The sequence below is a fragment of the Halogeometricum sp. S1BR25-6 genome, from assembly GCF_031624495.1.
Classification (GTDB): domain Archaea; phylum Halobacteriota; class Halobacteria; order Halobacteriales; family Haloferacaceae; genus Halogeometricum; species Halogeometricum salsisoli.
In genome coordinates, this window is the sequence record NZ_JAMQOP010000001.1 from 275823 (window position 1) to 296149 (window position 20327).

26 protein-coding genes are annotated in these 20327 nt (G+C 68.9%); 17 read left to right on the top strand and 9 right to left on the bottom strand.

Annotated elements, in window-relative coordinates:
* Positions 1 to 71: 71 nt before the first annotated feature.
* Entirely contained in the window at positions 72 to 245 is a 174-nt protein-coding gene (locus NDI76_RS01405; RefSeq protein ID WP_310922187.1) for a hypothetical protein, read from the top strand.
* A gap of 66 nt (positions 246 to 311) precedes the next feature.
* Positions 312 to 1013 carry a glycerophosphodiester phosphodiesterase gene (locus NDI76_RS01410; RefSeq protein ID WP_310922188.1) on the top strand — a complete coding sequence of 234 codons (702 nt, stop codon included), beginning with the start codon at positions 312 to 314 and terminating at the stop codon, positions 1011 to 1013.
* A gap of 13 nt (positions 1014 to 1026) precedes the next feature.
* Here NDI76_RS01410 and NDI76_RS01415 read toward each other — a convergent pair whose 3' ends face one another.
* Positions 1027 to 2016, bottom strand: coding sequence for a methyltransferase domain-containing protein (locus NDI76_RS01415; protein ID WP_310922189.1), 990 nt, complete (start codon positions 2014 to 2016; stop codon positions 1027 to 1029).
* 129 nt (positions 2017 to 2145) lie between these two features.
* Between NDI76_RS01415 and NDI76_RS01420 the strand changes: the two genes are divergently transcribed.
* The 4 genes from NDI76_RS01420 (at position 2146) to NDI76_RS01435 (ending at position 4617) form a co-directional block, all read left to right on the top strand.
* Positions 2146 to 2505 (top strand): DUF5658 family protein, encoded by a 360-nt coding sequence (locus tag NDI76_RS01420; protein WP_310922190.1) that lies wholly within the window; start codon positions 2146 to 2148, stop codon positions 2503 to 2505.
* A gap of 46 nt (positions 2506 to 2551) precedes the next feature.
* Complete coding sequence (locus tag NDI76_RS01425; protein ID WP_310922191.1) at positions 2552 to 3115, top strand: TATA-box-binding protein; 564 nt, start codon at positions 2552 to 2554, stop codon at positions 3113 to 3115.
* Between the two features lie 62 nt (positions 3116 to 3177).
* Positions 3178 to 3564: a DUF7473 family protein gene (locus NDI76_RS01430; protein WP_310922192.1), complete on the top strand. Its 387-nt coding sequence runs from the start codon at positions 3178 to 3180 to the stop codon at positions 3562 to 3564.
* A gap of 48 nt (positions 3565 to 3612) precedes the next feature.
* The gene (locus NDI76_RS01435; protein WP_310922193.1) at positions 3613 to 4617 is read left to right on the top strand and encodes a CPBP family intramembrane glutamic endopeptidase; all 1005 of its coding nucleotides are present in this window, start codon (positions 3613 to 3615) and stop codon (positions 4615 to 4617) included.
* A gap of 12 nt (positions 4618 to 4629) precedes the next feature.
* Here the strand turns inward: NDI76_RS01435 and hisG are convergent, their stop codons facing one another.
* Both hisG and NDI76_RS01445 read right to left on the bottom strand, forming a co-directional pair.
* Entirely contained in the window at positions 4630 to 5475 is an 846-nt protein-coding gene (gene hisG, locus NDI76_RS01440; RefSeq protein WP_310922194.1) for an ATP phosphoribosyltransferase, read from the bottom strand.
* A 129-nt stretch (positions 5476 to 5604) separates the two neighbouring features.
* Positions 5605 to 6126, bottom strand: a complete 522-nt coding sequence (locus NDI76_RS01445) for a winged helix-turn-helix transcriptional regulator (protein WP_310922195.1) — start codon at positions 6124 to 6126, stop codon at positions 5605 to 5607.
* 234 nt (positions 6127 to 6360) lie between these two features.
* Between NDI76_RS01445 and NDI76_RS01450 the strand changes: the two genes are divergently transcribed.
* Together NDI76_RS01450 and NDI76_RS01455 are read left to right on the top strand one after the other, a co-directional pair.
* Positions 6361 to 7659, top strand: coding sequence for an amidohydrolase (locus NDI76_RS01450; protein ID WP_310922197.1), 1299 nt, complete (start codon positions 6361 to 6363; stop codon positions 7657 to 7659).
* Between the two features lie 192 nt (positions 7660 to 7851).
* Positions 7852 to 9135, top strand: a complete 1284-nt coding sequence (locus NDI76_RS01455; protein WP_310922198.1) for an adenosylhomocysteinase — start codon at positions 7852 to 7854, stop codon at positions 9133 to 9135.
* A 45-nt stretch (positions 9136 to 9180) separates the two neighbouring features.
* Here the strand turns inward: NDI76_RS01455 and NDI76_RS01460 are convergent, their stop codons facing one another.
* The 3 genes from NDI76_RS01460 to NDI76_RS01470 all read right to left on the bottom strand — a co-directional run bounded on the left by NDI76_RS01460 (position 9181) and on the right by NDI76_RS01470 (position 10497).
* On the bottom strand, positions 9181 to 9342 hold the full coding sequence (locus NDI76_RS01460) for a hypothetical protein (protein ID WP_310922199.1): 162 nt from the start codon (positions 9340 to 9342) through the stop codon (positions 9181 to 9183).
* 78 nt (positions 9343 to 9420) lie between these two features.
* Positions 9421 to 9621, bottom strand: a complete 201-nt coding sequence (locus NDI76_RS01465) for a hypothetical protein (protein WP_310922200.1) — start codon at positions 9619 to 9621, stop codon at positions 9421 to 9423.
* Between the two features lie 48 nt (positions 9622 to 9669).
* Complete coding sequence (locus NDI76_RS01470) at positions 9670 to 10497, bottom strand: formate/nitrite transporter family protein (protein WP_425498309.1); 828 nt, start codon at positions 10495 to 10497, stop codon at positions 9670 to 9672.
* A 96-nt stretch (positions 10498 to 10593) separates the two neighbouring features.
* Here NDI76_RS01470 and hjc point away from each other — a divergent pair, with 96 nt between their 5' ends.
* The gene (gene hjc / locus NDI76_RS01475; protein ID WP_310922201.1) at positions 10594 to 11040 is read left to right on the top strand and encodes a Holliday junction resolvase Hjc; all 447 of its coding nucleotides are present in this window, start codon (positions 10594 to 10596) and stop codon (positions 11038 to 11040) included.
* 90 nt (positions 11041 to 11130) lie between these two features.
* Here hjc and NDI76_RS01480 read toward each other — a convergent pair whose 3' ends face one another.
* Positions 11131 to 11808, bottom strand: a complete 678-nt coding sequence (locus NDI76_RS01480; protein ID WP_310922202.1) for an SWIM zinc finger family protein — start codon at positions 11806 to 11808, stop codon at positions 11131 to 11133.
* A gap of 318 nt (positions 11809 to 12126) precedes the next feature.
* Here NDI76_RS01480 and NDI76_RS01485 point away from each other — a divergent pair, with 318 nt between their 5' ends.
* The 3 genes from NDI76_RS01485 (at position 12127) to NDI76_RS01495 (ending at position 14090) form a co-directional block, all read left to right on the top strand.
* Complete coding sequence (locus NDI76_RS01485; protein ID WP_310922203.1) at positions 12127 to 13029, top strand: hypothetical protein; 903 nt, start codon at positions 12127 to 12129, stop codon at positions 13027 to 13029.
* Positions 13026 to 13742 carry a DUF7345 domain-containing protein gene (locus NDI76_RS01490; RefSeq protein ID WP_310922204.1) on the top strand — a complete coding sequence of 239 codons (717 nt, stop codon included), beginning with the start codon at positions 13026 to 13028 and terminating at the stop codon, positions 13740 to 13742. The genes NDI76_RS01485 and NDI76_RS01490 overlap by 4 nt, the downstream gene beginning before the upstream one ends.
* 150 nt (positions 13743 to 13892) lie before the next feature.
* Positions 13893 to 14090 (top strand): DUF7472 family protein, encoded by a 198-nt coding sequence (locus tag NDI76_RS01495; RefSeq protein WP_310922205.1) that lies wholly within the window; start codon positions 13893 to 13895, stop codon positions 14088 to 14090.
* A gap of 50 nt (positions 14091 to 14140) precedes the next feature.
* On the opposite strand, the gene NDI76_RS01500 is transcribed toward NDI76_RS01495, so the two are convergent.
* Entirely contained in the window at positions 14141 to 15265 is a 1125-nt protein-coding gene (locus NDI76_RS01500) for a DNA primase (protein ID WP_310922206.1), read from the bottom strand.
* A gap of 150 nt (positions 15266 to 15415) precedes the next feature.
* Between NDI76_RS01500 and NDI76_RS01505 the strand changes: the two genes are divergently transcribed.
* On the top strand, positions 15416 to 16003 hold the full coding sequence (locus tag NDI76_RS01505; RefSeq protein WP_310922207.1) for a DUF7474 family protein: 588 nt from the start codon (positions 15416 to 15418) through the stop codon (positions 16001 to 16003).
* A 97-nt stretch (positions 16004 to 16100) separates the two neighbouring features.
* Positions 16101 to 17480 carry an MFS transporter gene (locus NDI76_RS01510; protein ID WP_310922209.1) on the top strand — a complete coding sequence of 460 codons (1380 nt, stop codon included), beginning with the start codon at positions 16101 to 16103 and terminating at the stop codon, positions 17478 to 17480.
* A 137-nt stretch (positions 17481 to 17617) separates the two neighbouring features.
* Here the strand turns inward: NDI76_RS01510 and NDI76_RS01515 are convergent, their stop codons facing one another.
* Positions 17618 to 18361 (bottom strand): DNA polymerase sliding clamp, encoded by a 744-nt coding sequence (locus NDI76_RS01515; protein ID WP_310922210.1) that lies wholly within the window; start codon positions 18359 to 18361, stop codon positions 17618 to 17620.
* 177 nt (positions 18362 to 18538) lie between these two features.
* Here NDI76_RS01515 and NDI76_RS01520 point away from each other — a divergent pair, with 177 nt between their 5' ends.
* From NDI76_RS01520 to NDI76_RS01530, 3 genes are read left to right on the top strand one after another with little or no spacing between them, the layout of a single operon-like run.
* A complete protein-coding gene (locus NDI76_RS01520) occupies positions 18539 to 18913 on the top strand; it encodes an ArsR/SmtB family transcription factor (protein ID WP_310922211.1) in 375 nt (124 codons plus the stop codon).
* Positions 18910 to 19386: an arsenate reductase/protein-tyrosine-phosphatase family protein gene (locus tag NDI76_RS01525; protein ID WP_310922212.1), complete on the top strand. Its 477-nt coding sequence runs from the start codon at positions 18910 to 18912 to the stop codon at positions 19384 to 19386. Before NDI76_RS01520 ends, NDI76_RS01525 begins: the two co-directional genes overlap by 4 nt.
* Complete coding sequence (locus tag NDI76_RS01530; protein ID WP_310922213.1) at positions 19383 to 20252, top strand: arsenite methyltransferase; 870 nt, start codon at positions 19383 to 19385, stop codon at positions 20250 to 20252. The genes NDI76_RS01525 and NDI76_RS01530 overlap by 4 nt, the downstream gene beginning before the upstream one ends.
* Positions 20253 to 20327 lie beyond the last annotated feature (75 nt).

The window sequence follows — 20327 nt, forward strand, 5'->3', positions numbered from 1 at the left end:
TCCTCGTCACACTCACTTCGTGGCTCGGTATCCTCCTCGCCCTCCTCGTTCTCGTCTTCGTCGTCCTCGACGTGTGGACGCTCCGAAAGAGGGAGTCGGCCGCGTGGACGCCGAGTTTCGCGTGGACGCTCGCGGGTCTCGCACACCTCGTCGGGGCTGTCTTCGCCCCCGTCCTCGTCGTCTCGGTGCCCTCGCTCTCCTACTACGTTTACCGACGGTACGGCGACGAGCGGCCACCCGTCTGACCGCGCCGTCGCCGTCGGGCGGTCCAGCCGTAGGTTTTCTCCACCTCGATTCCGTGGTCGCTGACGATGAACATCATCGCTCACCGTGGATTCGGAGACCGATACCCGGAGAACACCACGTTCGCCGCCGAGAGCGCGAGTCGCGACGCCGACGCCGTCGAGATAGACGTCCGGCGGTGCGGGTCGGGGGAGTTGGTCGCCAGCCACTTCAGTCGCCTGCGCTGGGTGTCCGACGCGTCGGGTCACGTCGCGGACCACCCCGTCGAGACGCTGGCGTCGCTTCACGTCGCCGGGTCGGAGTACGGCATTCCGACGTTCGAGGAGGCGCTTTCGGCCGTCCCCTCCGACATCGCGGTGGAAGTCGACCTGAAGGAACCCGGCCTCGTCGCGGACGTCCTCGACGCGACGGACGCGGTGGAGAACTACACCACGCTCACCTCCTTTTATTCCGACACGCTCTGGGAGGCTCGCTCGGCGTCCGATGAGGTTGACCTGACGTACAACTTCGACGTCAGACTCGACCGGAACCTCCACACCGCGGAACTACTCGACTGCGACCGGGTGAACGTCCACTGGTCGCTCTGTCTGGGAACGGACGTCGTCGAGCGAGCGAAGGCGAAGGGGATGGACGTGTACGCGTGGCCCGTCAAATCGCGGGCGGTCGCGGCGGCCGTCGGCGCCGCGGACGTCGAGGGGATGCTCGCGACCCGGCCGGGGACGGCGAGGTGGGCCGACCGCGGCCGAAAACTGCGAGACGCACTCGCCTGATTCGACCGTCGACTCACACCCGCGAGAGCACGTGGACGTGTCGGTCCAGCGAACCGTGGACGCGACGCTCGAACCGGGCGTCGACGCGCCACCCGGCGTCCTCGGCCGCCTCCTCCCACGACCGGTCCGCGACGACGACGGCCGACGGCGCGATTCTGGCCGCCTCCGAGAGCGCGCCGCCCACCAGGTCCGCGAGTTCGTGCCGGGCCACCTTCGACTGCCGGCCGTACGGCGCGTCGAACGCGACGGCGTCGGCGCAGTCGTCGCGGAGGGGGAGGGAGGTGGCGTCGCCGCGCACCGCCTCCCAGTCGGCGTCGGGGAGGTACGCGGCGAGGTTCGTCTGCGTCCCGCGGGCCATCTTCCACTGGGCGTCGCTGCCGACGACGCGCGCGCCGACCAGCCCCGCCTCGACGAGGAGGCCGCCGGTGCCGCACATCGGGTCGACGACCGTCGCGTCCGGCAGGGCGTGGCCGGCGGCGAGGTTGACGTACGCGCGGGCGTCCAGCGGGTTCATACTTCCCGGTTGGAAGAACGGTCGGTCGGTGGGCGCGCGCGTCCCGAAGTCGCGGACGCTCTCGGCGGCCCGCCAACCGAGCAGACAGGTGTCCTCCGAGAAGAGCGCGCACAGGACGTTGTCGGGGTCGTCCAAGTCGACCGCGAACCCCCGGTCGACGAGGACGCCGCCGAGCGCTCGCTCCGCGGCGGAGGCGCTCACCCCCGAGGAGGAGCGCACGTCGCGGGCGCGGACGGCGACGCTTCCCTCCTTCTCGAACGAGGCCGCCGAGAGGAGGGCGGCGGCGCTCTCCACGTCGGCGTCGGTCCGCCCGAGCAGTTCCGAGACGCGGTGGGTGTACGCGAGCGTCGGCACCCGGTCGAGGCGGACGCCGCGGGCCGTCGCCAGTCCGGGGGCGGCCCGTTCGACGGCCGAGGCGGCGGCGCGTTCGGCTTCGAGGCGGGCGAGCGGTTCGTCGCCGGCCTGCCCGGCGAGTTCGAGGCAGTACACGCTCGGACCTTCCCGGCCGCGGGCATCAGCGTGTCGACTCGGCCCGTCGCCCGAGCGCTCGAGGAGTGCGGAGGAGTTCGCGACCCCTCGGGGTATCGTATAAGTCCTCGGACGCCGTCGCTTCCGACGATGCTCCCGGCCACCGTCGCGTCCCTTCCCGTTCCGGCGCTGGACGCCGCCCTCTGGCTTTCGGCCGTCGCCCTCTACGGCGTCGGCGACTACGTCACCACCGTCGCCGCGGTGACGCGACCCGGGGCGCGGGAACGGAACCCCCTCATCCGCCGCCTGTTCGACTCCGTCCCCCTCCCGCCGTCCGTCTCCTTTGCGGCCCTCAAACTCGTCGCGTTCGCCTGTTTCGTCGCCGGGTACCTCTCCGTCGATGCGCCGCCGCTCCGTCCGCTGATTCCGGCGCTCGTCGCGGCCGTCGGCGCCCTCGTGACCGCACAGAACGTCCGCGTGCTGAGCGGTCGTCACTCGCCCCCGCGGTGACTGCACTAACCTTTTTCAACCTTTATATCGTCATTTAAGTCGTCGCATGACCGACCCCAAGGATACTATCAACATCGAGAATGTCGTCGCCTCGACCGGTATCGGTCAGGAACTCGATCTCCAGAGCGTGGCGATGGACCTCGAGGGTGCGGACTACGACCCCGAGCAGTTTCCCGGACTCGTCTACCGGACGCAAGAACCGAAATCTGCGGCGCTCATCTTTCGTTCAGGCAAGATCGTCTGCACCGGCGCGAAGTCGACCGACGACGTGCACGAGAGTCTCGAACTCGTGTTCGACAAGCTTCGCGCCCTCCAGATTCCCGTCGAGGACGACCCCGAGATCACGGTGCAGAACATCGTCACCTCGGCCGACCTCGGCCGGAACCTGAACCTCAACGCCATCGCCATCGGTCTCGGATTAGAGAACATCGAGTACGAACCCGAGCAGTTCCCGGGGTTGGTCTATCGGCTGGACTCGCCGGACGTGGTCGCGCTTCTCTTCGGGTCGGGCAAACTCGTCATCACCGGCGGCAAGCAGCCCTCGGACGCCGAGGAGGCGGTCGACGAAATCGTCTCCCGGCTCAGCGACCTCGGTCTGTACGACGGCTGACGCCGTCTCTTCTTTCGACCGGAATGTACGCGCCTAAGTCGTCGGCGCCCCTGGCGTCCCGTATGTCGATACGCCTGGCTCCGTTGCAGTCCGGCACCGCCGGCGGCAGCGCCGTCGCCGTCGCGGGCACGGTCGCCTCGCTGGCTCTGTTCCTCTCCCTGACCGCGCACATCGCGGCGAGAAACGTCCTCGGGGACGTCCCCGTGAGGTACGCGTTCGTCGTCGGCCCCGTCCCGGCCGTCGTCGCCGTCCTCTTCACCGCGTTCGGGCTGAACCCCCTCGTCGGCATCCTCCTCGCGATACTGCTTGACGGCGTCGCCGTGAGCTACCTCTACGGGCAGTCGCGACGCCTGACGGCGTACATCACCTTCATCCACGTCGTCGTCTCCATCCTCCTCGGGACGGTGCTGTACGGCGTGCTGGCGCTGTGGGCCTCGGCGCCCGGCTAACCGGCCTCGGCGGACCACTTTCTTGCGCCGTCGGTTCGAACCGCCGACGTGAACCTCCCGCCCGCCGTCCGTACGGTTCTCGGCGTCGTCTGGAGTTGGATTCTCGTCGTCTGGAGCTGGATTGTCAGCGTCGTCTGGAACCGACGGGAGCGGCGCCCGCGTGCGCCGGTCCGACTGACCATCGGCGTCGTCGCATTGCTCACTACGCTCGTCGCGGTCGGCTTCCTCCTTACGTACGTCCTCGGAGCGCCGGGGCCGCTCGGCGGCCTCGTCTCCCAGTTCGTGTCCATCTTGGTTCCCGGGGCGCTGGCCCTCGGCCTCGCCGTCGTCGTCGACAGGCGGACCCTGACGGACCTCGGACTCGGCCTCGACCGCGACTGGTGGCTCGACCTCGGATTCGGCCTCCTCCTCGGCGCGGCGCTCATGACCGGAATCTTCCTCCTCGGCGTCTCGGTCGGTTGGTTCCGCGTCGAGGGCACCTTCAGCGGCGGTTCGCGCGGCTTCCTCGCTGGGTTCGCCCTCCTGACGCTCACGTTCCTCGCTGTCGGCGTCAGCGAGGAGGTGCTCTCGCGGGGCTACCTCCTGACGAACGTCGCCGAGGGGCTTTCGGGCTACACCTCCCGAACCGTCGCCGCCGGCGTCGCCGTCCTCGTCTCTTCGGTCGTGTTCGGCCTCGCGCACCTCCAGAACCCGAACGCGACGCTCGTGAGCATGTTCGGCATCTCACTCGCCGGCATCTTCCTCGCCGCGGGCTACGTCCTGACCGACGAACTCGCCATTCCCATCGGTCTGCACGTCACGTGGAACCTGTTTCAGGGCGGCGTGTACGGCTTCCCGGTCAGCGGACTGGGCATCGGCGCGAACGTCGTCGACACGGTGGAGACCGGACCCGACGTCTTCACCGGCGGCGCGTTCGGCCCCGAGGCCGGATTGCTCGGGATGAGCGCCGTCGTCGTCGGGACGGTCGCCGTCGTCGCCTACGTCCGGTGGCGCTACGGCGAGGCGCGACTCGCCCCCGGCCTGTTCGTTCCCGACCTGCGCTGGCGCGACTGAGTCTCCCTCTCCTTACTCCACCAACCGCTCGATTTCGGTGACGAGGATGCCCGAGGCGCCGACCGCCTTCAGGTCGTTCACCACCTCGAAGACGTGGCGCTCGTCGACGACGGCGTGGACCGCGACGGCGTCGTCGCCGGCCACGTCCATCACCGTCGGACCGCCGAGGCCGGGAAGCACCTCGCGGATGTCGTCCAGTCTGTCGCGGGGGGCGTTCATCATCACGTAGCGCTTGTCCTCGGCGGCGAGAACGGACCGGAAGGCCGTCACCAACTGCTCGACCTTCGGGTCGTCGACGGCGTCGGGGTGCGCGAACAGGCGCACCGACGATTCGAGCACCTCGTCGACGATTGCGAGGCGGTTCATCCGCAGGGTCGTCCCCGTGGAGGTGATGTCGATGATGGCGTCGGCCATCTCGACGTGCGGGGTGAGTTCGGTCGCGCCGGTCACCTCGACCACCTCGGCGTCGACGCCCTGCTCGGCGAAGTACTCGCGGGCGATGGTGGGAAACTCCGTGGCGACGGTCTTGCCCGCCACGTCCTCGACCGACTCGATGTCGCCATCCTCGGGCGCCGCGAGGACCAACCGACAGGAGCCGAACTCCAAGTCGACGAGTTCTTCGAGGTCGTGGCCCGACTCGCGCATCTGGTCGAGACCCGTGACGCCGACTTCGGCGGCGCCGTCGCGGACGTACTCCGGAATGTCGGCCGCGCGGGCGAACAGCACCGTCACGTCGGGGTCGACGGTGTCGGCGTACAGTTTTCGGTTCGCTCCGTTCTTGATGTGGAGGCCGGCGCGCTCTAAGAGTTCGACGGTCGGGTCGTGGAGGCGCCCCTTGTTGGGCACGGCGATACGCATACGTCCCCGTCTCGGCGGCGGAACCTACGCCTTTCGCTCTCGGCGACGGGGACGGAGACGGCTGCGCGGATAGCGGATACGAGAACGGCGAGTGGGAGGGCCGCGTCAGTCGGGGATTCGTCCGCGCTCTCAGTCGGCGTCGACGGGCGTCTCACTCGGTCCGGCGGCGTCGGCGCTCCGTTCCGCCGCCGCAACCGCGTCCGCGTCGAGGCGCGAGAGCAGCGCCGCCGTCGCCGCCGGCCGGTCGAGCACCAGCGTCACGCGGTTTCGGATGTCGCGCTCCTTCTCGACGACGCCCTCGGCTTCGAGGTGGCCGACGTGCCACTCTAGGGTGCTCCGGGCGATACCGAGGTCGTCGGCGAGGGCCGCCGGGCGCGCCTCCCCGTCTTCGAGGAGGGTTTCGAGCACCGCGCGCGCGGTCCCGCGGTGATAGAGGGCGACGGTCGCGCGCTCCCACTCGGTGAGGCCGGGGGAGTAGTAGTGCGTCCGGCCGTAGAACTCCTCGCGGACGACCGCCTCCGTCTCGACCAGGCGGCGGACGTGATGTTGGACCTGACCGGGCGCGAGGTCCAGCGAACGGACGAGGCCGTTGAAGTGGACGCCCGGGTGCGAGTCGACGTACGTGCGGATTTGGGTTCGTGTCTCGGTCATCTGTCGCTCCACCGGCGCGCCGGGGGACGCGCCGACGTGTTAGTCGTAGACTCGGCCCGCGCCGTGGGTAAGATAGGTTCACGATTCTCGGAGTTCTGGAATCGGTTCGCTCGGCCCGCTACGGCCGTATTATCGACGGATAACTTCGCGCGCTCGCCGCACGTATCGTCCGACGTACACGTCGACGCGGCGGAACCCGATGGAGTGATACGCCCGCCGTCGGTACGGCCGTCCATGAACGCGCTCTGTATCGCGGGCGGTCGGGTGCTCCGCCCGGACTGCTCCGTCGAGGCGGCCGACGTAATCGTCGACCGGGACACCGGCAACGTCCACGACGTGGGCGAGGGACTCGCGGCCGAGTACGACGGTGAGACGCTGGACGCCGCGGGCGGCGTGGTGATGCCGGGACTCGTCAACGCCCACACGCACGCGGCGATGACGCTGCTCCGGGGGTATGCCGACGACAAACCGCTCGGGTCGTGGCTCCGCGAGGACATCTGGCCCGCGGAGGCCGCCCTCGAACCCGAGGACGTGCGCGCCGGCACCGAACTCGGAATGGTGGAGATGATTCGCTCGGGGACGACGGCCTTCGCGGACATGTACTTCGAGGTGCCCGAAGTCGCCGCCGCCGTCGAGGAGTCCGGGATGCGCGCCCGCCTCGGCCACGGCGTCGTCACCGTCGCCAAGGACGACGAGGATGCCGCCGAGGACGTCGAGGAGAGCCTCCGCGTCGCCCGCGAGTTCGACGGCGCCGCGGACGGGCGAATCCGCACGGCGTTCATGCCCCATTCGCTGACGACGGTGAGCGAGGAGTTCCTCCGGGAGGCCACCGCGACGGCCCGCGAGGAGGGGATTCCGCTGCACTTCCACGCGAACGAGACGGCCGACGAGGTGTCGCCCATCGTCGACGACTACGAGAAGCGCCCGCTGTCGTACGCCGACGACCTCGGCATGTTGACGGAGGACGACTTCCTCGCCCACGGGGTCCACACCGACGCCGAGGAGATAGAACTCCTCGCCGCGCGCGGCACGAGCGTGATTCACTGCCCCGCCTCGAACACGAAACTCGCCTCCGGCATCGCGCCGATACAGGAGATGCTGGACGCGGGCGTGAACGTCGGCATCGGCACCGACGGCGCCGCCTCGAACAACGACCTCGACATGTTCGACGAACTGCGCGACGCGGCGATGATCGGGAAACTCGGCGCCGACGACGCCGCGGCCGTCCCCGCCGCCGCCGCCGTCACCGCCGCCACCGCGGGGAGCGCGGACGCCGTCGGCCTCCCCGGCGGTCGAATCAAGGTCGGCGGCGCGGCGGACCTCATCGTAGTGGACTTCGACGCGCCGCACCTCGCGCCCGCCCACGACGCGGTGAGCCACCTCGCCTACGCCGTCCGCGGGTCCGACGTGCGCCACACCGTCTGCGACGGGCGGGTGCTGATGGAGGACCGCGAGGTGCAGACGCTGGACGAGGAGCGAGTCGTGGAGACGGCGAAAGAGCGGGCGGAATCATTGGTGGAACGGGCGGAGTAAACCTCCACTTCGGTGGACTTGTTTTGAGATACCGTACCGCGAGGCGAGCGAATGCGAGCCTCGCGGCGTCTTTTTGGTCCAGCTTTTTGCGACGAGGGTCCCCGCAGCGTCGCCGAAGGCGACGCGAGGAGACCTGAATCTGCAAAAAGCTGGTTCGGTACTGATTTGAGTCATCTCCGCAAACTCCAACCTATGAGTGACTATGCCCCCGTAAGCGAGCATCTCGACGATGTGGAGAGCGCTCGCACAGAGGGACGACGCAAGATGGATTGGGCGCTCCAGCACATGCCCATCCTGACGGAACTCCGCGAGCAGTTCGAGGCCGAGAAACCCTTAGAAGGCGAAGTCATCGGCATGGCGATGCACGTCGAGGCGAAGACGGCCAACCTGGTCGAACTCCTGGCCCTCGGCGGCGCGGAAGTTGCCATCACCGGCTGTAACCCGCTGTCGACGCACGACGACGTGAGTGCCGCCCTCGACGCCAACGACGCGATTACCTCCTACGCCGTCCGTGGCGTCGACGACGACGACTACTACGCCGCCATCGAGTCGGTCATCGACCACGAACCCACCCTGACCGTCGACGACGGGATGGACATGGTGTTCGCCATCCACGAGGAGCACCCCGAACTCATCGACACCATCGTCGGCGGGTGCGAGGAGACGACGACGGGCGTCCACCGCCTCCGCGCGATGGACGAGGACGGCGCGCTGAACTACCCCGTCTTCGCCGTCAACGACACGCCGATGAAGCGCCTGTTCGACAACGTCCACGGCACCGGCGAGTCCTCCTTGGCTAACATCGCCATGACGACGAACGTCTCCTTCGCCTCGAAGAACGTCGTCGTCGCCGGCTACGGCTACTGCGGAAAGGGCGTCGCGAAGAAGGCCTCGGGCCAGAACGCGAACGTCGTCGTCACCGAAGTCGAACCCCGCCGCGCCCTCGAAGCGCACATGGAGGGCTACGAGGTGCTCCCGATGAAGGAGGCCGCGAAGAAGGGCGATATCTTCGTGACGACGACGGGTAACCGCGACATCATCACCGAAGAGGACTTCGAGGTGATGAAGGACGGCGCCATCCTCTCGAACGCCGGCCACTTCGACATCGAAATCGACCTCGACGCCCTCTCGGACCTCGCGAGCGAGGAGTACGACGCCCGCGACGGCGTCCGCGCCTACGAGATGGACGACGGCCGCCGCATCAACGTGCTCGCGGAGGGCCGCCTCGTCAACCTCGCCTCGCCCATCGCCCTGGGTCACCCCATCGAGGTGATGGACCAGTCGTTCGGCGTCCAAGCCGTCTGCGTCCGCGAACTCGTCGAGAACGGCGACGACTACGGGGCGGGCGTCCACGACGTGCCCGACGACCTCGACAAGGAAGTCGCCGAGATCAAACTCGCTGCCGAAGGCGTCGAGATAGACGCCCTCTCCGAAGAACAGCGCGAGTACATGGGCAGTTGGAGCCACGGGACCTGAGGTACGCGACCGACGCTGACGACGCCGACGGCGCCGCCGCACTTCTCACCCGATTTCACCGAACGAGTCGAACGCGTCCCAGCACTCGCAGTCCAAATCGTCCAAGGAGGTCACCTCGTCCGGCAGACTGGACACCGGCATCCCGCCGCCCACCGCCTCACAGTCGCCCGTGTGCATCGTGAAGTCGTCGCTCGACATCGTGTACATCGAACACTAGTCAGATTCCCAACTATAAAAAGCTCACTCGCGCTCGCAGGGGCAGCGAGCGGAGCAGGGGCCGGTCCGCTACCGCGTACGGTCGTCCATCTCGTCCGCCTGTCGGCTCACGTCGTTCAACGCCTTCTCCTGTTCGCCGCGTGCGATGCCGCCGGACTCCGCGTGGCGGCCGTCGTACTGTCGCCGCGGGATGGCGTCCCAGACGGAGTTCTCGCCGTCCCGGTCCGCCGAGACGAAGGCGCGGAGCCGTTCGAGGAGTCGGAGGGCCATGCCTCGGAGTAGCACGTCGGAAAAGTTAATGTTCGGGTCGCCGCGGCGTCACCGCGAGGTGGTGGACCCGGCGCGGACGACGTGCCCGTACTTCAGGAGGGCGACGAAGACGGAGCCGCCGATAGCGTTGCCCACCGTCGAGACGGCCATGAACTCCGCGAACGTGGCGAGCCCGATTTTGGGGGAGAATATCATGGCCGGAAGCACCTCGACGATGCCGGCGATGCAGTGCGGCAGGTGGGCGATGCCGATGGTCGTGGCGACGAGCCAGACGAAGAACGTCCGGCTGATGGTCTCTTGGGCGGCGGAGACGAGCCACGAGAGCAGTCCCATCAGCCACCCCGCGAGGATGGCGGCGGCGAACTTCGCCTCGGGGGGATGGTCGACGAGCTTCAGGGCGATGTCGACGAACGCGCTCGGGTCGACGATGCCGAACGAGGGGGCGACGGTGACGGCGATGAGGGAGAACGCGACGGCGCCGACGATGTTGCCGGCGTAGATGATACCCCACAGGCGGCCGAGTTGCTTGACCGAGGCGTCGCCGTTGAGCACCGGAACCACCGCTAAGGTGGTGTGTTCGGTGAACAGTTCCGACCGGCCGAGGACGACGAAGATGAACCCGATGGCGTAGAGGTTCGCGAGGACGATGCTGCTCGTCACGTCCGACCAGGTGCCCGCCGCCGTCGTCGCCACCGTGGCCATCAGCAACGGGCCGAATCCGATGTCCAACCCCGCCGACAGCGCCGAGAGGAACAGGCCGCCCGACGGGCGCTGCAACTCGTTCAGCCCGTGTTCTATCTCGGTTTGGAGGATGGCGCTCATCGGCGTCTGGTCGTCAGAGCTACTCTTCATCTCCCCTTCGCTTGCCTCGCTCATTCAATCGAACTGTCGGGCGGGGGCTTGAAAATCGCTCTTGCCGTTCCGGGCGTTTCCTTCGTCTCATTTAAGAACGGCCGCGGCCGAGAGTCGTCCATGTCCTCGAACCGAAAGGGCGACCGCAGGGAGCGCGAACTCGTCAACCGCCTCGACGAGGCCGGGTTCGCGGTCATGCGCGCGCCGGCGTCCGGGAGCGCGACCGAACGCGAACTTCCGGACGTCCTCGCGGGCAACGGCGAGGTGTTCTACGCCATCGAGGCGAAGGCGAGTTCGGGTCGGCCCATCTACCTCCAGGGCGAGGAGGTGGAGGCGCTCATCTACTTCTCGCAGAACTTCGGCGCGAAGGCCCGAATCGCCGTCCGGTTCGACCGCGAGGACTGGTACTTCTTCCACCCGGGCGACCTCTACACGACCGACGGCGGCAACTACCGAGTGAAAAAGGAGACGGCGCTCGCGGAGGGGGAAGCGTTCGAGTCGTTCGTCGGCGGCCCGGCCCAGAGTAGACTGACGGACGTGAGCGAGGAGTCGGCGGACGGCGACTGAGCGAGGACGCCGACTCCGGCCCTCTCGAACCCCTTCGTTTCCACTGTACGATGACGCGCGTCTCGCGTCCGTCTGACGCGGGTTCGGCGCTCAGACCAGCGACGCCTGCCGCGTCTCCGGCCGGTCCGACGCCGTCGCGTGCCGGACTGACTCGGCGTCGGCGAAGTCGGATTCGACCGGGCGGAGACGCGAGGCGGGGAAGCGGTAGCGCGTCCGTCCCGCTAAATCCTCGACGCCGCCCGAGAGGGGCAGCGAGTCGACGTAGACGGCCTCGAAGACGGGTTCGTGCCGGCCGTAGTTCTCGTTGCTCTCGTAGTCGGCGACGAGCCTTCCCCCTCCGGTGGCCGACTCGTCGGCGCGTTTGCCCGTCGCGCGGACGACGACGAGGAGGCTCTTCGTCTCCCTGTCGCGCACCAAGTCGCCGGGGGCGTGAGCGTGTCGCTCGCAGAGGGTGGGCGCGGAGTCGAACATCGGGACGAACGTCCGGCGGCCGCAGACGGCGCAGGCGCTCGTTCGCTCGCCGGGGGCCGGAATCAGCCTCTCGTTTATCTCGATGGCGACGCGGCGCAGGTGCTTACAGCGGGCGCGTCTGATTGCGCTGTCCGGACAGGTGCAGGTTCCGGTCTCCACGTCGACGACGTACGTTCCGCCGGTCGTCTCGACGACGTACCGGCCGTCCCTGAGCGGTCGGATGGCCATCGCTTCGGCGCGGGCGCGGCGCGTGCGGCCGGCGAACCCCTCGGCGGGGAGAGTCGTCATCCGTCTCACGGGGCGGACAGCGGGCGCGGAACGGGCTGTCGACGCGGGTGTGTTTCGGGTGTGCGTCATGGGTGATTCGTGCCGAGAGAGCGTCTCTATCGTCGCTCTCCCGCTGTATTCTCCTACGTCCCCGACGGAGGTAAACCCTCGTTTCGTCTCGAAACAACGGACGATTTTTGTGCGACTACCGGTCCGAGTTCGCGTCGCCGCGAAGGGTCGTCGCCACCCCCAACCGACGCATATTCGAGTTAATTCGAGACAATTTAACTAAATTAGGATAGTCAATATCTATATTATATGTGGACAAACGGATACGTAACGACCGTCATGAGACGAAGCGCAACCACGGCGATGACCGCGATGCTGCTGATCGCGGCACTGACTATCGTCCCGATGGCGGGTCTCGCCCAGTCCGACACGGCGACCCCTGCGACCCCGACGCCGACGGCCGACTCCGAGTCGACCGACAACGAAAGCGTCAGGTCGGGAGAACTGCTGAGCGGCGTCCTCGCCGTTCAAGACGCCGAGATAGACGGCGAACTCGAAACCCGCGCGTTCGGTATTCGGGTGGCACAGGCGGCGACGGACGAGGCGAAGGCCGACGTCGTCGCCGAGCGACTCGAATCGAACCGAGTGCGACTCGACGAACTCGAACGACGCAAAGCGCGGCTCGAAACCGCCCGCGAGAACGGGTCGATGAGCCGCGGACAGTACGAGGCGCGGATCGCCGGACTCACCGTCGAGACGGCGACCGTGAAGGAACTGACCAACCGCTCGGCGAACGCTTCGGAGGGGATTCCGAGCGAACTGTTAGAACGACGCGGCGTCAACGCCTCGGCGATCCACACCCTCGCGACGCGGGCCGCCGATCTGACCGGGCCCGAAGTCGCGGAAATCGCCCGCAGCATCGCGGGACCGAACACCTCCCGTGGAGACGCCTCGGAACGGCGCGAAGCGGCCGGCAACGCGTCCGCACCCGGTGACCGCGCCGCCGCCGGCGATAGCGAACGTCGGGGAACGGACGCGGACGGACGGCGCGGACCGGCCGCGGAAGCCGACGACACGACGACCGGCGACGAGAGCGCAACGACCGAAACCGCGACCTCGGAGTCGAAATCGGGGTCCCACCCGCGTGACTCCGGGACCGACGATTCCGATGCCGACCGTGAACCCGGCGGCAGCACGCGAGGCGCGGCGTTCGCGTCGATATCGGGGGACGACCGCGCGTGAGCCGACCGACCGGTGAGGCGAGACGGCTACTGCGATTGCTGCTGGTCGGCGCCCTCCTCGTCGCCGGGACGGCGCCGACCGTCGTCGCGGCGGAACCGACCGACTCCGGACTCGTCGTCGAACTCCACGACGACGGAACCGCCACGGTGACGCTGCGAACCACCTACGACTTGGCGCGCGAGGAGGAGGCGCGAGCGTTCGCGGAACTGCGCGAGGACGAAGGCGCCCGCGAGCGACTGGTCGCGAGGTACGCGGAGAGAATGACCCGCGTGGCCGCGGCGGCCGAGGCGGAGACCGACCGGACCATGCGCATCTCCGAGGAACGCGTCGCGCTCTCGACGAACGACGGCGTGGGCGTCGTGGCGCTCTCGGTTCGGTGGGAGGGCCTCGCGGCGACGGACGACGGCCGACTCACCGTCGCTCACCCGTTCGCCAGCGGCTTCGACGTCGACCGGCCGCTGACGCTCGTCGGACCGACCGGCTACGACGCCGTCGAGACCGCACCCGCGCCCGACAGTCGGACCGAGAACCGCCTCGCGTGGGAGTCGGGGGCCGAACTGGACGGCTTCGAGGTGGCGTTCGCACCGTCCGGCGTCGAGACCGACTCGTCCGCGGACGGCCCCGACACGGGAACGAACGTCCCCGGGTTCGGTGCCGTCGTCGCGGTCGTCGCTCTGTTCGTCGCTGCGATGTCGGCTCGACTCCGCGAGTGACCCGGAACCCCGTCGCCGTACCGGGCGGGCCGTGACGGACGCCGGGAGTCGGCGTTCCGAGACGGCGCTCTCGCTCTCCGGCGTCGGGTCGCCGACGCTGTCGGCTCAGACTTCGAAGCGCTTTTAGAACGGCCGACGGAAGGCGAGAGCATGGCTCTCGAAGCGGAGATGCGTCGCAAGATCGTCGTCTCCGTCGCCGCAGTCGGCTTCTTCATCGCGCTCGTTGTGGGGGTCGGTGCGACCTACAACGACGGCGGACTCGTCGGGGACGGCGGCCTCGTACTCGTCGGCATCCTCGCGCTGTTCGTACTGGTGATGGGTATCATCGGCTTCATACTCGACCGCTGAGCGCGGCGCTCCCGGTCGCTTGTCTCCCTCTCGTCGTCCAGTCGCGACGCTCAGTCCCCGTCCGCGACCGCCTCGCGCCAGTCGCGCACCTCGCCGGCGTCCCGCAGGGCGCCCGCGTAGTACGACAGGGGATGTGAGATGGTCTCGCAGCGCTCGTCTCTGTTCACGCAGTCGCCGTACGACTGCATGCTCGCACACGAGGGTGGGGCGAACTGCGCGCCCTCGGCGTCCGCGAGGTACTCGACGCGCGTCTCCATCCGCGCCGCCGCCTCCTCGTCGGCCCCGAGCAGCGTGGTCACTTCCGTCGCGTCCATGCCGAGAGCGACGAGGAAGGAGACGAGCGAGAACTCGCTGTGCGAGGCGAGCGACTCGCCGTTTCGGGCGCGCTGAACCAACTCCTTCATGCAGGGGGGAAACAGCCCGGGGACGACGGCGTCTACCTCGGCGCCACCGGCCGCGTCGTGGTCGTTCAGCAGGGTCCGCAGCGCGGCAACCTCCTCTTCGAGGGCGTCGGCTATCTCCTCGCCGGCCGCGCTCCCCCGCACGGAGAACGGGAGACCCTCGGCGACGCGGCGGCGCACCGCCTCCTCCAGCAGTCGGCGGAGTTCCTCTTCGGTCACGCGCACGTCGCCGGCGGCGAGTTCGCGGTTGACGAGGCGCCAGCGCTCGCCCCACTCGGCCGTCGAGAGCGTCAGGTACGCGCCCGCGTCCACCCAGTAGTGCGAGGGGTCGCGGCCGCCCCGGCGCCCGCCGCCCTCGGCGCGTTCGGGTCGCACGTCGCCCGAGAGGTCGAACTCCCGGAGCACGTCGTCCAGCGAGACGGTTCGCGTCCCGGTGCTCTGCAGGCCGTCGTCGTCGGATTCGAAGTCCGTCTGGAAGCGGTCGTGCGCCGTCGCGGCCTCCGCGGCGGCGTACTTGTCGACGGCGGCGGGGGTGTCCACGAGGGAGACGAGGATGCGCGCGATGGGGTAGGAGAGCAGTTCCTCGCGGTCGGTCCAGCGCCGTTCGTCTTCGGGGGCGACGGTGCCCTCCATCAGCGCGCGTTCGACCCGCTCGAGGCCCCGTTCGACGGCGGGGGCGTCCTCGGCGATGAGTTCCGCCGGCGAGATGTCCGCGTCGCCGACGGCGTCGCGCGCGCCGTCGAAGAAGGGATACCGGGCGAAGTGCGGGTCCATCGGTTCGGCTCGTCGTTGCCGGTCTGACCGAATAAACACGACGATTGGTGCGGGGTCGTTCCGGTTCCGCCCTCTCCTCGGAACTCGCTCTCGGCCCGCCGTTGACCCGACACCGCACGACCTAAGACGGCGCGCGCCCTCCCCGACGACGTGCCGCAGTTCGACTACCCGTGTCCCGACTGCCGGGCGACCAACAGTCTCCACGACGTGGACTGCCGCTTCGAGGGGACGCCGTGGCCCGCCGTCGAGAAAGCCTACGTCGACGCCGTCGCGCGACTCACGGCGGGGCCGGTCGCCGAGGACGACCTCGAGTCCGAGGTCCACGGCGACTGGGACAACCTCCACCGCGCCGCCCTCGAACGGTTGAAGCGCGACGGCCGGGTGTCGGAGGCCAACGGCGTGCTCAGACTGCTGACCGCCGAGGAGTTCCGCGAGGAGGTCTCGGAACCCACCGCGGAGCCGATGAAGACCATCTACCGCCGCGGGAGCGTCCCCGGCTGTCACGACAACGCCGTCTTCGCCATGATCGCGTGGTACGAGATGGTCGGCCTCTCGTGGTCGGAGACGCGCGAGAAGGTGGTGTCGTGGCTCGAAGAGAGCGGAACGTGGTCCCGCGGCGGATTCGAGGAGGCGACGCCGGCCCAACTGGTCGACAGCAAGCGCCACGTCTACGAGGCGGGGTACGGCTGGAAGGAGAAGGCCCAGTCGGCGAAGCGCGTCATCGACCGCCACCGCTGACTCCGTCTCCATCCTCCTCGCTCCGCTCTCCGCCCCCGAGCGCACCGCTCGCACGCCCCTCGCCCCCTTTTACGTCGTTACCGTCCGTCTCTCCCGCGTGAGCGAACCAGAGGCGACGGGCGGCGACGACGGGGCGACGCCCGCGGCGGAGACCGTCGACTCCCCCCGTCGAGCCCTCGCCATCGTCGTCGGCATCGTGTTCATCGACCTGCTCGGCTTCGGCGTCGTCATCCCCGTCCTCCCGTTCTACGTTCGCAGTTTCGCGGTGAGCGACGTACTCATCGGGCTGCTCGCCGCGTCGTACTCGCTGATGCAGTTTCTCTTTGCACCCTTACTGGGCCGCCTCTCGGACGCGCGCGGCCGGCGGCCCGTCCTCATGCTGTCGCTGTTCGGCAACGTCGTCGCGTGGACCGTCTTCGGCCTCGCCGCCGAAGTCGGCCTCCTCCTCGGGACGACGGCCGCGCTGGCGACGCTGTTTACCTCGCGGATGCTCGCCGGTGCGATGGGCGGCAACATCGCCACCGCGCAGGCGTACATCGCGGACGTGACGGCCCCCGAACGCCGCGCCGCCGCCCTCGGTTTAGTGGGCGCGGCGTTTGGCCTCGGATTCGTCTTCGGCCCGGCCATCGGCGGCGCCGCCGCCAGCGACGGCGCCGTCGCCGCCGCGGAGTCGGTGCTTCCGTCGTTCGTCCCGGCGACGCGCTTCTCCCTGCCGAGTTTCGTCGCGGCCGCTCTCAGTCTCGTCGCTCTCGCCGCCACCGCGGCGTTCCTCCCCGAACCCGACCGGCAGCGCGGGACGGCGGGACGCGCGACGCTCGTCGGTCAGTTCGCTTCGGCCCTGCGCGACCGGTCGCTCCGCGGCCTCGTCGTCGCCTTCTTCCTCGTCTCCTTGGCGTTCTCCGGGGTGCAGGTCATGTTCATCCCGTACGCCGCCGACCTGTTCGGCTACGACGAGACGCAGACAGCGCTGCTTCTCACCTACATCGGCGTGCTCGGCGTGCTGAACCAGGGCGTCCTCGTCGGCCGTCTCTCGCGGCGCTACCCCGAGCGCCGCATCGCACTGGCGGGCGCCGTCCTCCTCGCCGCCGCCCTCGCCGCCATCCCGTTCTCGCATCTCGTCGGCGCGGCCGTCCCGCTGGCGGGCGTCGGCCCGGCGTGGTTCACCGGCCCCGTGGCGGTGCTCCTGACGGTTCTCGCCTGTCTCTCCGTCGGTAACAGCCTGCTGAACGTCGCGCTGTCGGCGCTCGTCTCGCGCGCCGTGCCGGCGGACAGGCAGGGCAACGCCTTCGGCGTCACGCAGGGGGCCGGCAGCCTCGGGCGGACCGTCGGCCCGCCGCTGATGGCGGCGCTGTACGTCGTCGTCTACTGGTCGCCGTTCGTCGCGGGCGCGCTGTTGGCGCTCCCCGTCGTCGCCATCCTCGCCGGGCGTGTCCTCGGCGACGCGACGGCGGCCGCGCCGCCGAGCGGGTCGGAGTAGCGGAGCGTCGCGCGCCCGCGGCCGCTACGGGCGATTGCACCGGGGGTCGAAACGAAGGGGAAACAGGAGGGAGAAGAAAGGTAAAGCGGCGAGAGTGCGGGCGAGCGCGCGTCGAGCGCTTCGAGGCGGCCGTCCGCTCAGTCGCTCTGGATGCGCGGCGCGAGCATGTAGGTGACGTTGCCCTGCCCCTCGGCGATGCGGTAGTGGAGCTTCACGGGGAACTCCTCGCCCAGTTCCATGGTGACCTCGGCGTCCTTCGGGATGGCCTTGTTCATGTCCTTCAGGTAGTCCAGGGAGAACAGCGAGTCGGCCGTCCCCGAGGTGAGGTCGATGAGGTCCTCGGCGTCGAGTTGGAAGTCCACGTCGTCGGTGTCGCCCTGCGCCTGGATGTGGAACGCCTCCTCCTCGTCGTCGACGCGGAGGCGGACGTGGTCGGAGACCATGTCGGCGGCCTTGATACCGCGGTCGAGTTGCGCGCCTTCGAGGACGATTTCGGCGGCGAGGTCGAGGTCCGGGATGTCGGGTTCCTGCCGGATGGAGTCGGGGTCGATGAGCGCCAGCGTCGAGGTGAGTCCGTCGATGCGAATCTGCAGTTTCCGCGTCTCCTCGTCGAGTTCGAGTTCGACCAACTGGTCGGAGTTCGCCATGCCGACGAAGTCTTCGAGTTTCGAGAGGTTGACGCCGATGACGCCGCCGTCGGCCTCGTAGGACTCGAACGAGGCGGCGTCAAGCGTCAGGTCGACCATGCCGACGTTCGCGGGGTCGACCGCCCGAATCGAGAGGTCGTCCTCGTTCAGTCGGATCTTACACTCGTCGACGAGCACGCTCACCGAATCCAGCGCGTCCCGGAGCGTGGAGGCGCTCACGATGGCCTTGAACATGTGGACGCAGCTACGACAGCGGGCTTAAAAATACCCTTGATTCGCCCGTTCACTAAGTGTGTTCTCGCACGCCCACGCGAGACCGTGCCTGCCTCTCCGCGCGCCCCGTCCTGTCGCCGATTCTGTCTGTTCCAGGTGGGAAAACAACTATATGAGTATCTGCTCATCTATTCATACATGGTGCAAGGCGCGAAGCTAGAGGGCGACGCGGCGGAGGAAAACGGAGACTGCTGCGGGACGGCGGAACTCGGCCCGGACGGGGCGAGCGACCGCACGGTCGAGCGCGACGTGGAGACGCTGAAAGCGCTCGGGAGCGACACCCGCTACCGGGTCGTCAGACTCCTCGCCGCGGCCGACGAGGAACTGTGCGTCTGCGAGATAACGCCGCGGTTCGAGGTGAGCGACAGCGCCGTCAGCCACGCGCTGTCGGACCTCGCCGAGGCCGGGTTGGTCGCGCGTCGAAAGCAGGGGACGTGGCGGTACTACCGACCGACCGACCGGGCCGCGAAACTCGTCGATGCGCTCGACGCCACGCGGGGTGAGGAGCGATGAGCGACGCCGACCGCGCCGCCCCGCAGGAGGACCCCGTCGACGCCGTCCGCGTCGCCTTCGTCTGCGTGCAGAACGCGGGTCGGAGTCAGATGTCGGCCGCCTTCGCCGAACGCGAACGCGACCGGCGGGGACTCGAAGACCGCGTGGAGATTCTGACCGGCGGGACCCACCCCGCCGACCACGTTCACGACGTCGTCGTCCGACTGATGGACGAGGAGGGGTTCGACCTCTCGGACCGGACTCCCGGAGAGATATCGACCGCGGAGTTGGAGACGTGCGACTTCGTGGCGACGATGGGGTGTTCGACGCTCGAACTCGATACCTCCGGCGGCGTCGACGTACGCGATTGGGCGCTCGACGACCCCGACGGCGCCGACGAGGACGACGCGCGGGCGATACGCGACGAAATCGAAGAGCGGGTCGTCGCCCTGTTCGACGAGATAGAGGCGCGGGCCGAGGGGAAGGGAGCATGAGCGACTCCGAGGACGGCGGGTCGGCGGACGCGCCGACGGATTCTCTCGACCCCGCCGCCCAGCGACGCGCCGTTCGGGAACGCTACGCCCGCATCGCCACCGCCGGGTCCGCGTCCGACTCGACTTCGGATTCGACCGCGGACTCGACCGACGACGACGGTGGCTGCTGCGACGCCGACGCGATCGATTCGTCGCCCGACGACTCGACGGCCCTCGGCTACACCGACGACGACGTGGCCGCCGTCGCCGACGGCGCGGACCTCGGACTCGGGTGCGGCAACCCGAACGCCATCGCCGCCCTCGAACCCGGCGAGACGGTGCTTGACCTCGGGTCCGGCGCCGGGTTCGACTGCTTTCTCGCCGCCCGCGAGGTGGGCGAATCCGGGCGCGTCGTCGGCGTCGACATGACGCCCGAGATGGTCGAGAAAGCCCGCGCGAACGTCCGGAAGAACGACGCGACGAACGTCGAGTTCCGCCTCGGCGAGATAGAGAACCTCCCCGTGGCCGACGGGTCCGTCGACGTGGTCATCTCGAACTGCGTTATCAACCTCTCGCCGGACAAGCCGCGGGTGTTCCGCGAGGCGTACCGGGCGCTCCGCCCCGGCGGGCGACTCGCCGTCTCCGACGTGGTGCTGACCGCGTCGCTTCCCGACGACGTCCGCCACGACCCCGACTCCGTGGCCGCCTGCGTCGCCGGCGCGTCGACCGTCGAGGAGGTGGAGGAGATGCTGACCGAGGCGGGATTCGAGGACGTAGATATATCCCCGAAAGAGGAGAGCGCCGAGTTCATCGGCGAGTGGGACGACTCGCTCCCCCTGGAGGAGTACGTCGTCTCCGCGACCATCGAGGCGAGAAAGCCCGCGTAGCGCGCCCGTCGACGCCGGTCGGTTCTCACTCGCCGACGCGACCCCGTGAACTCCCGTCGCACGCGCGTTCCATCC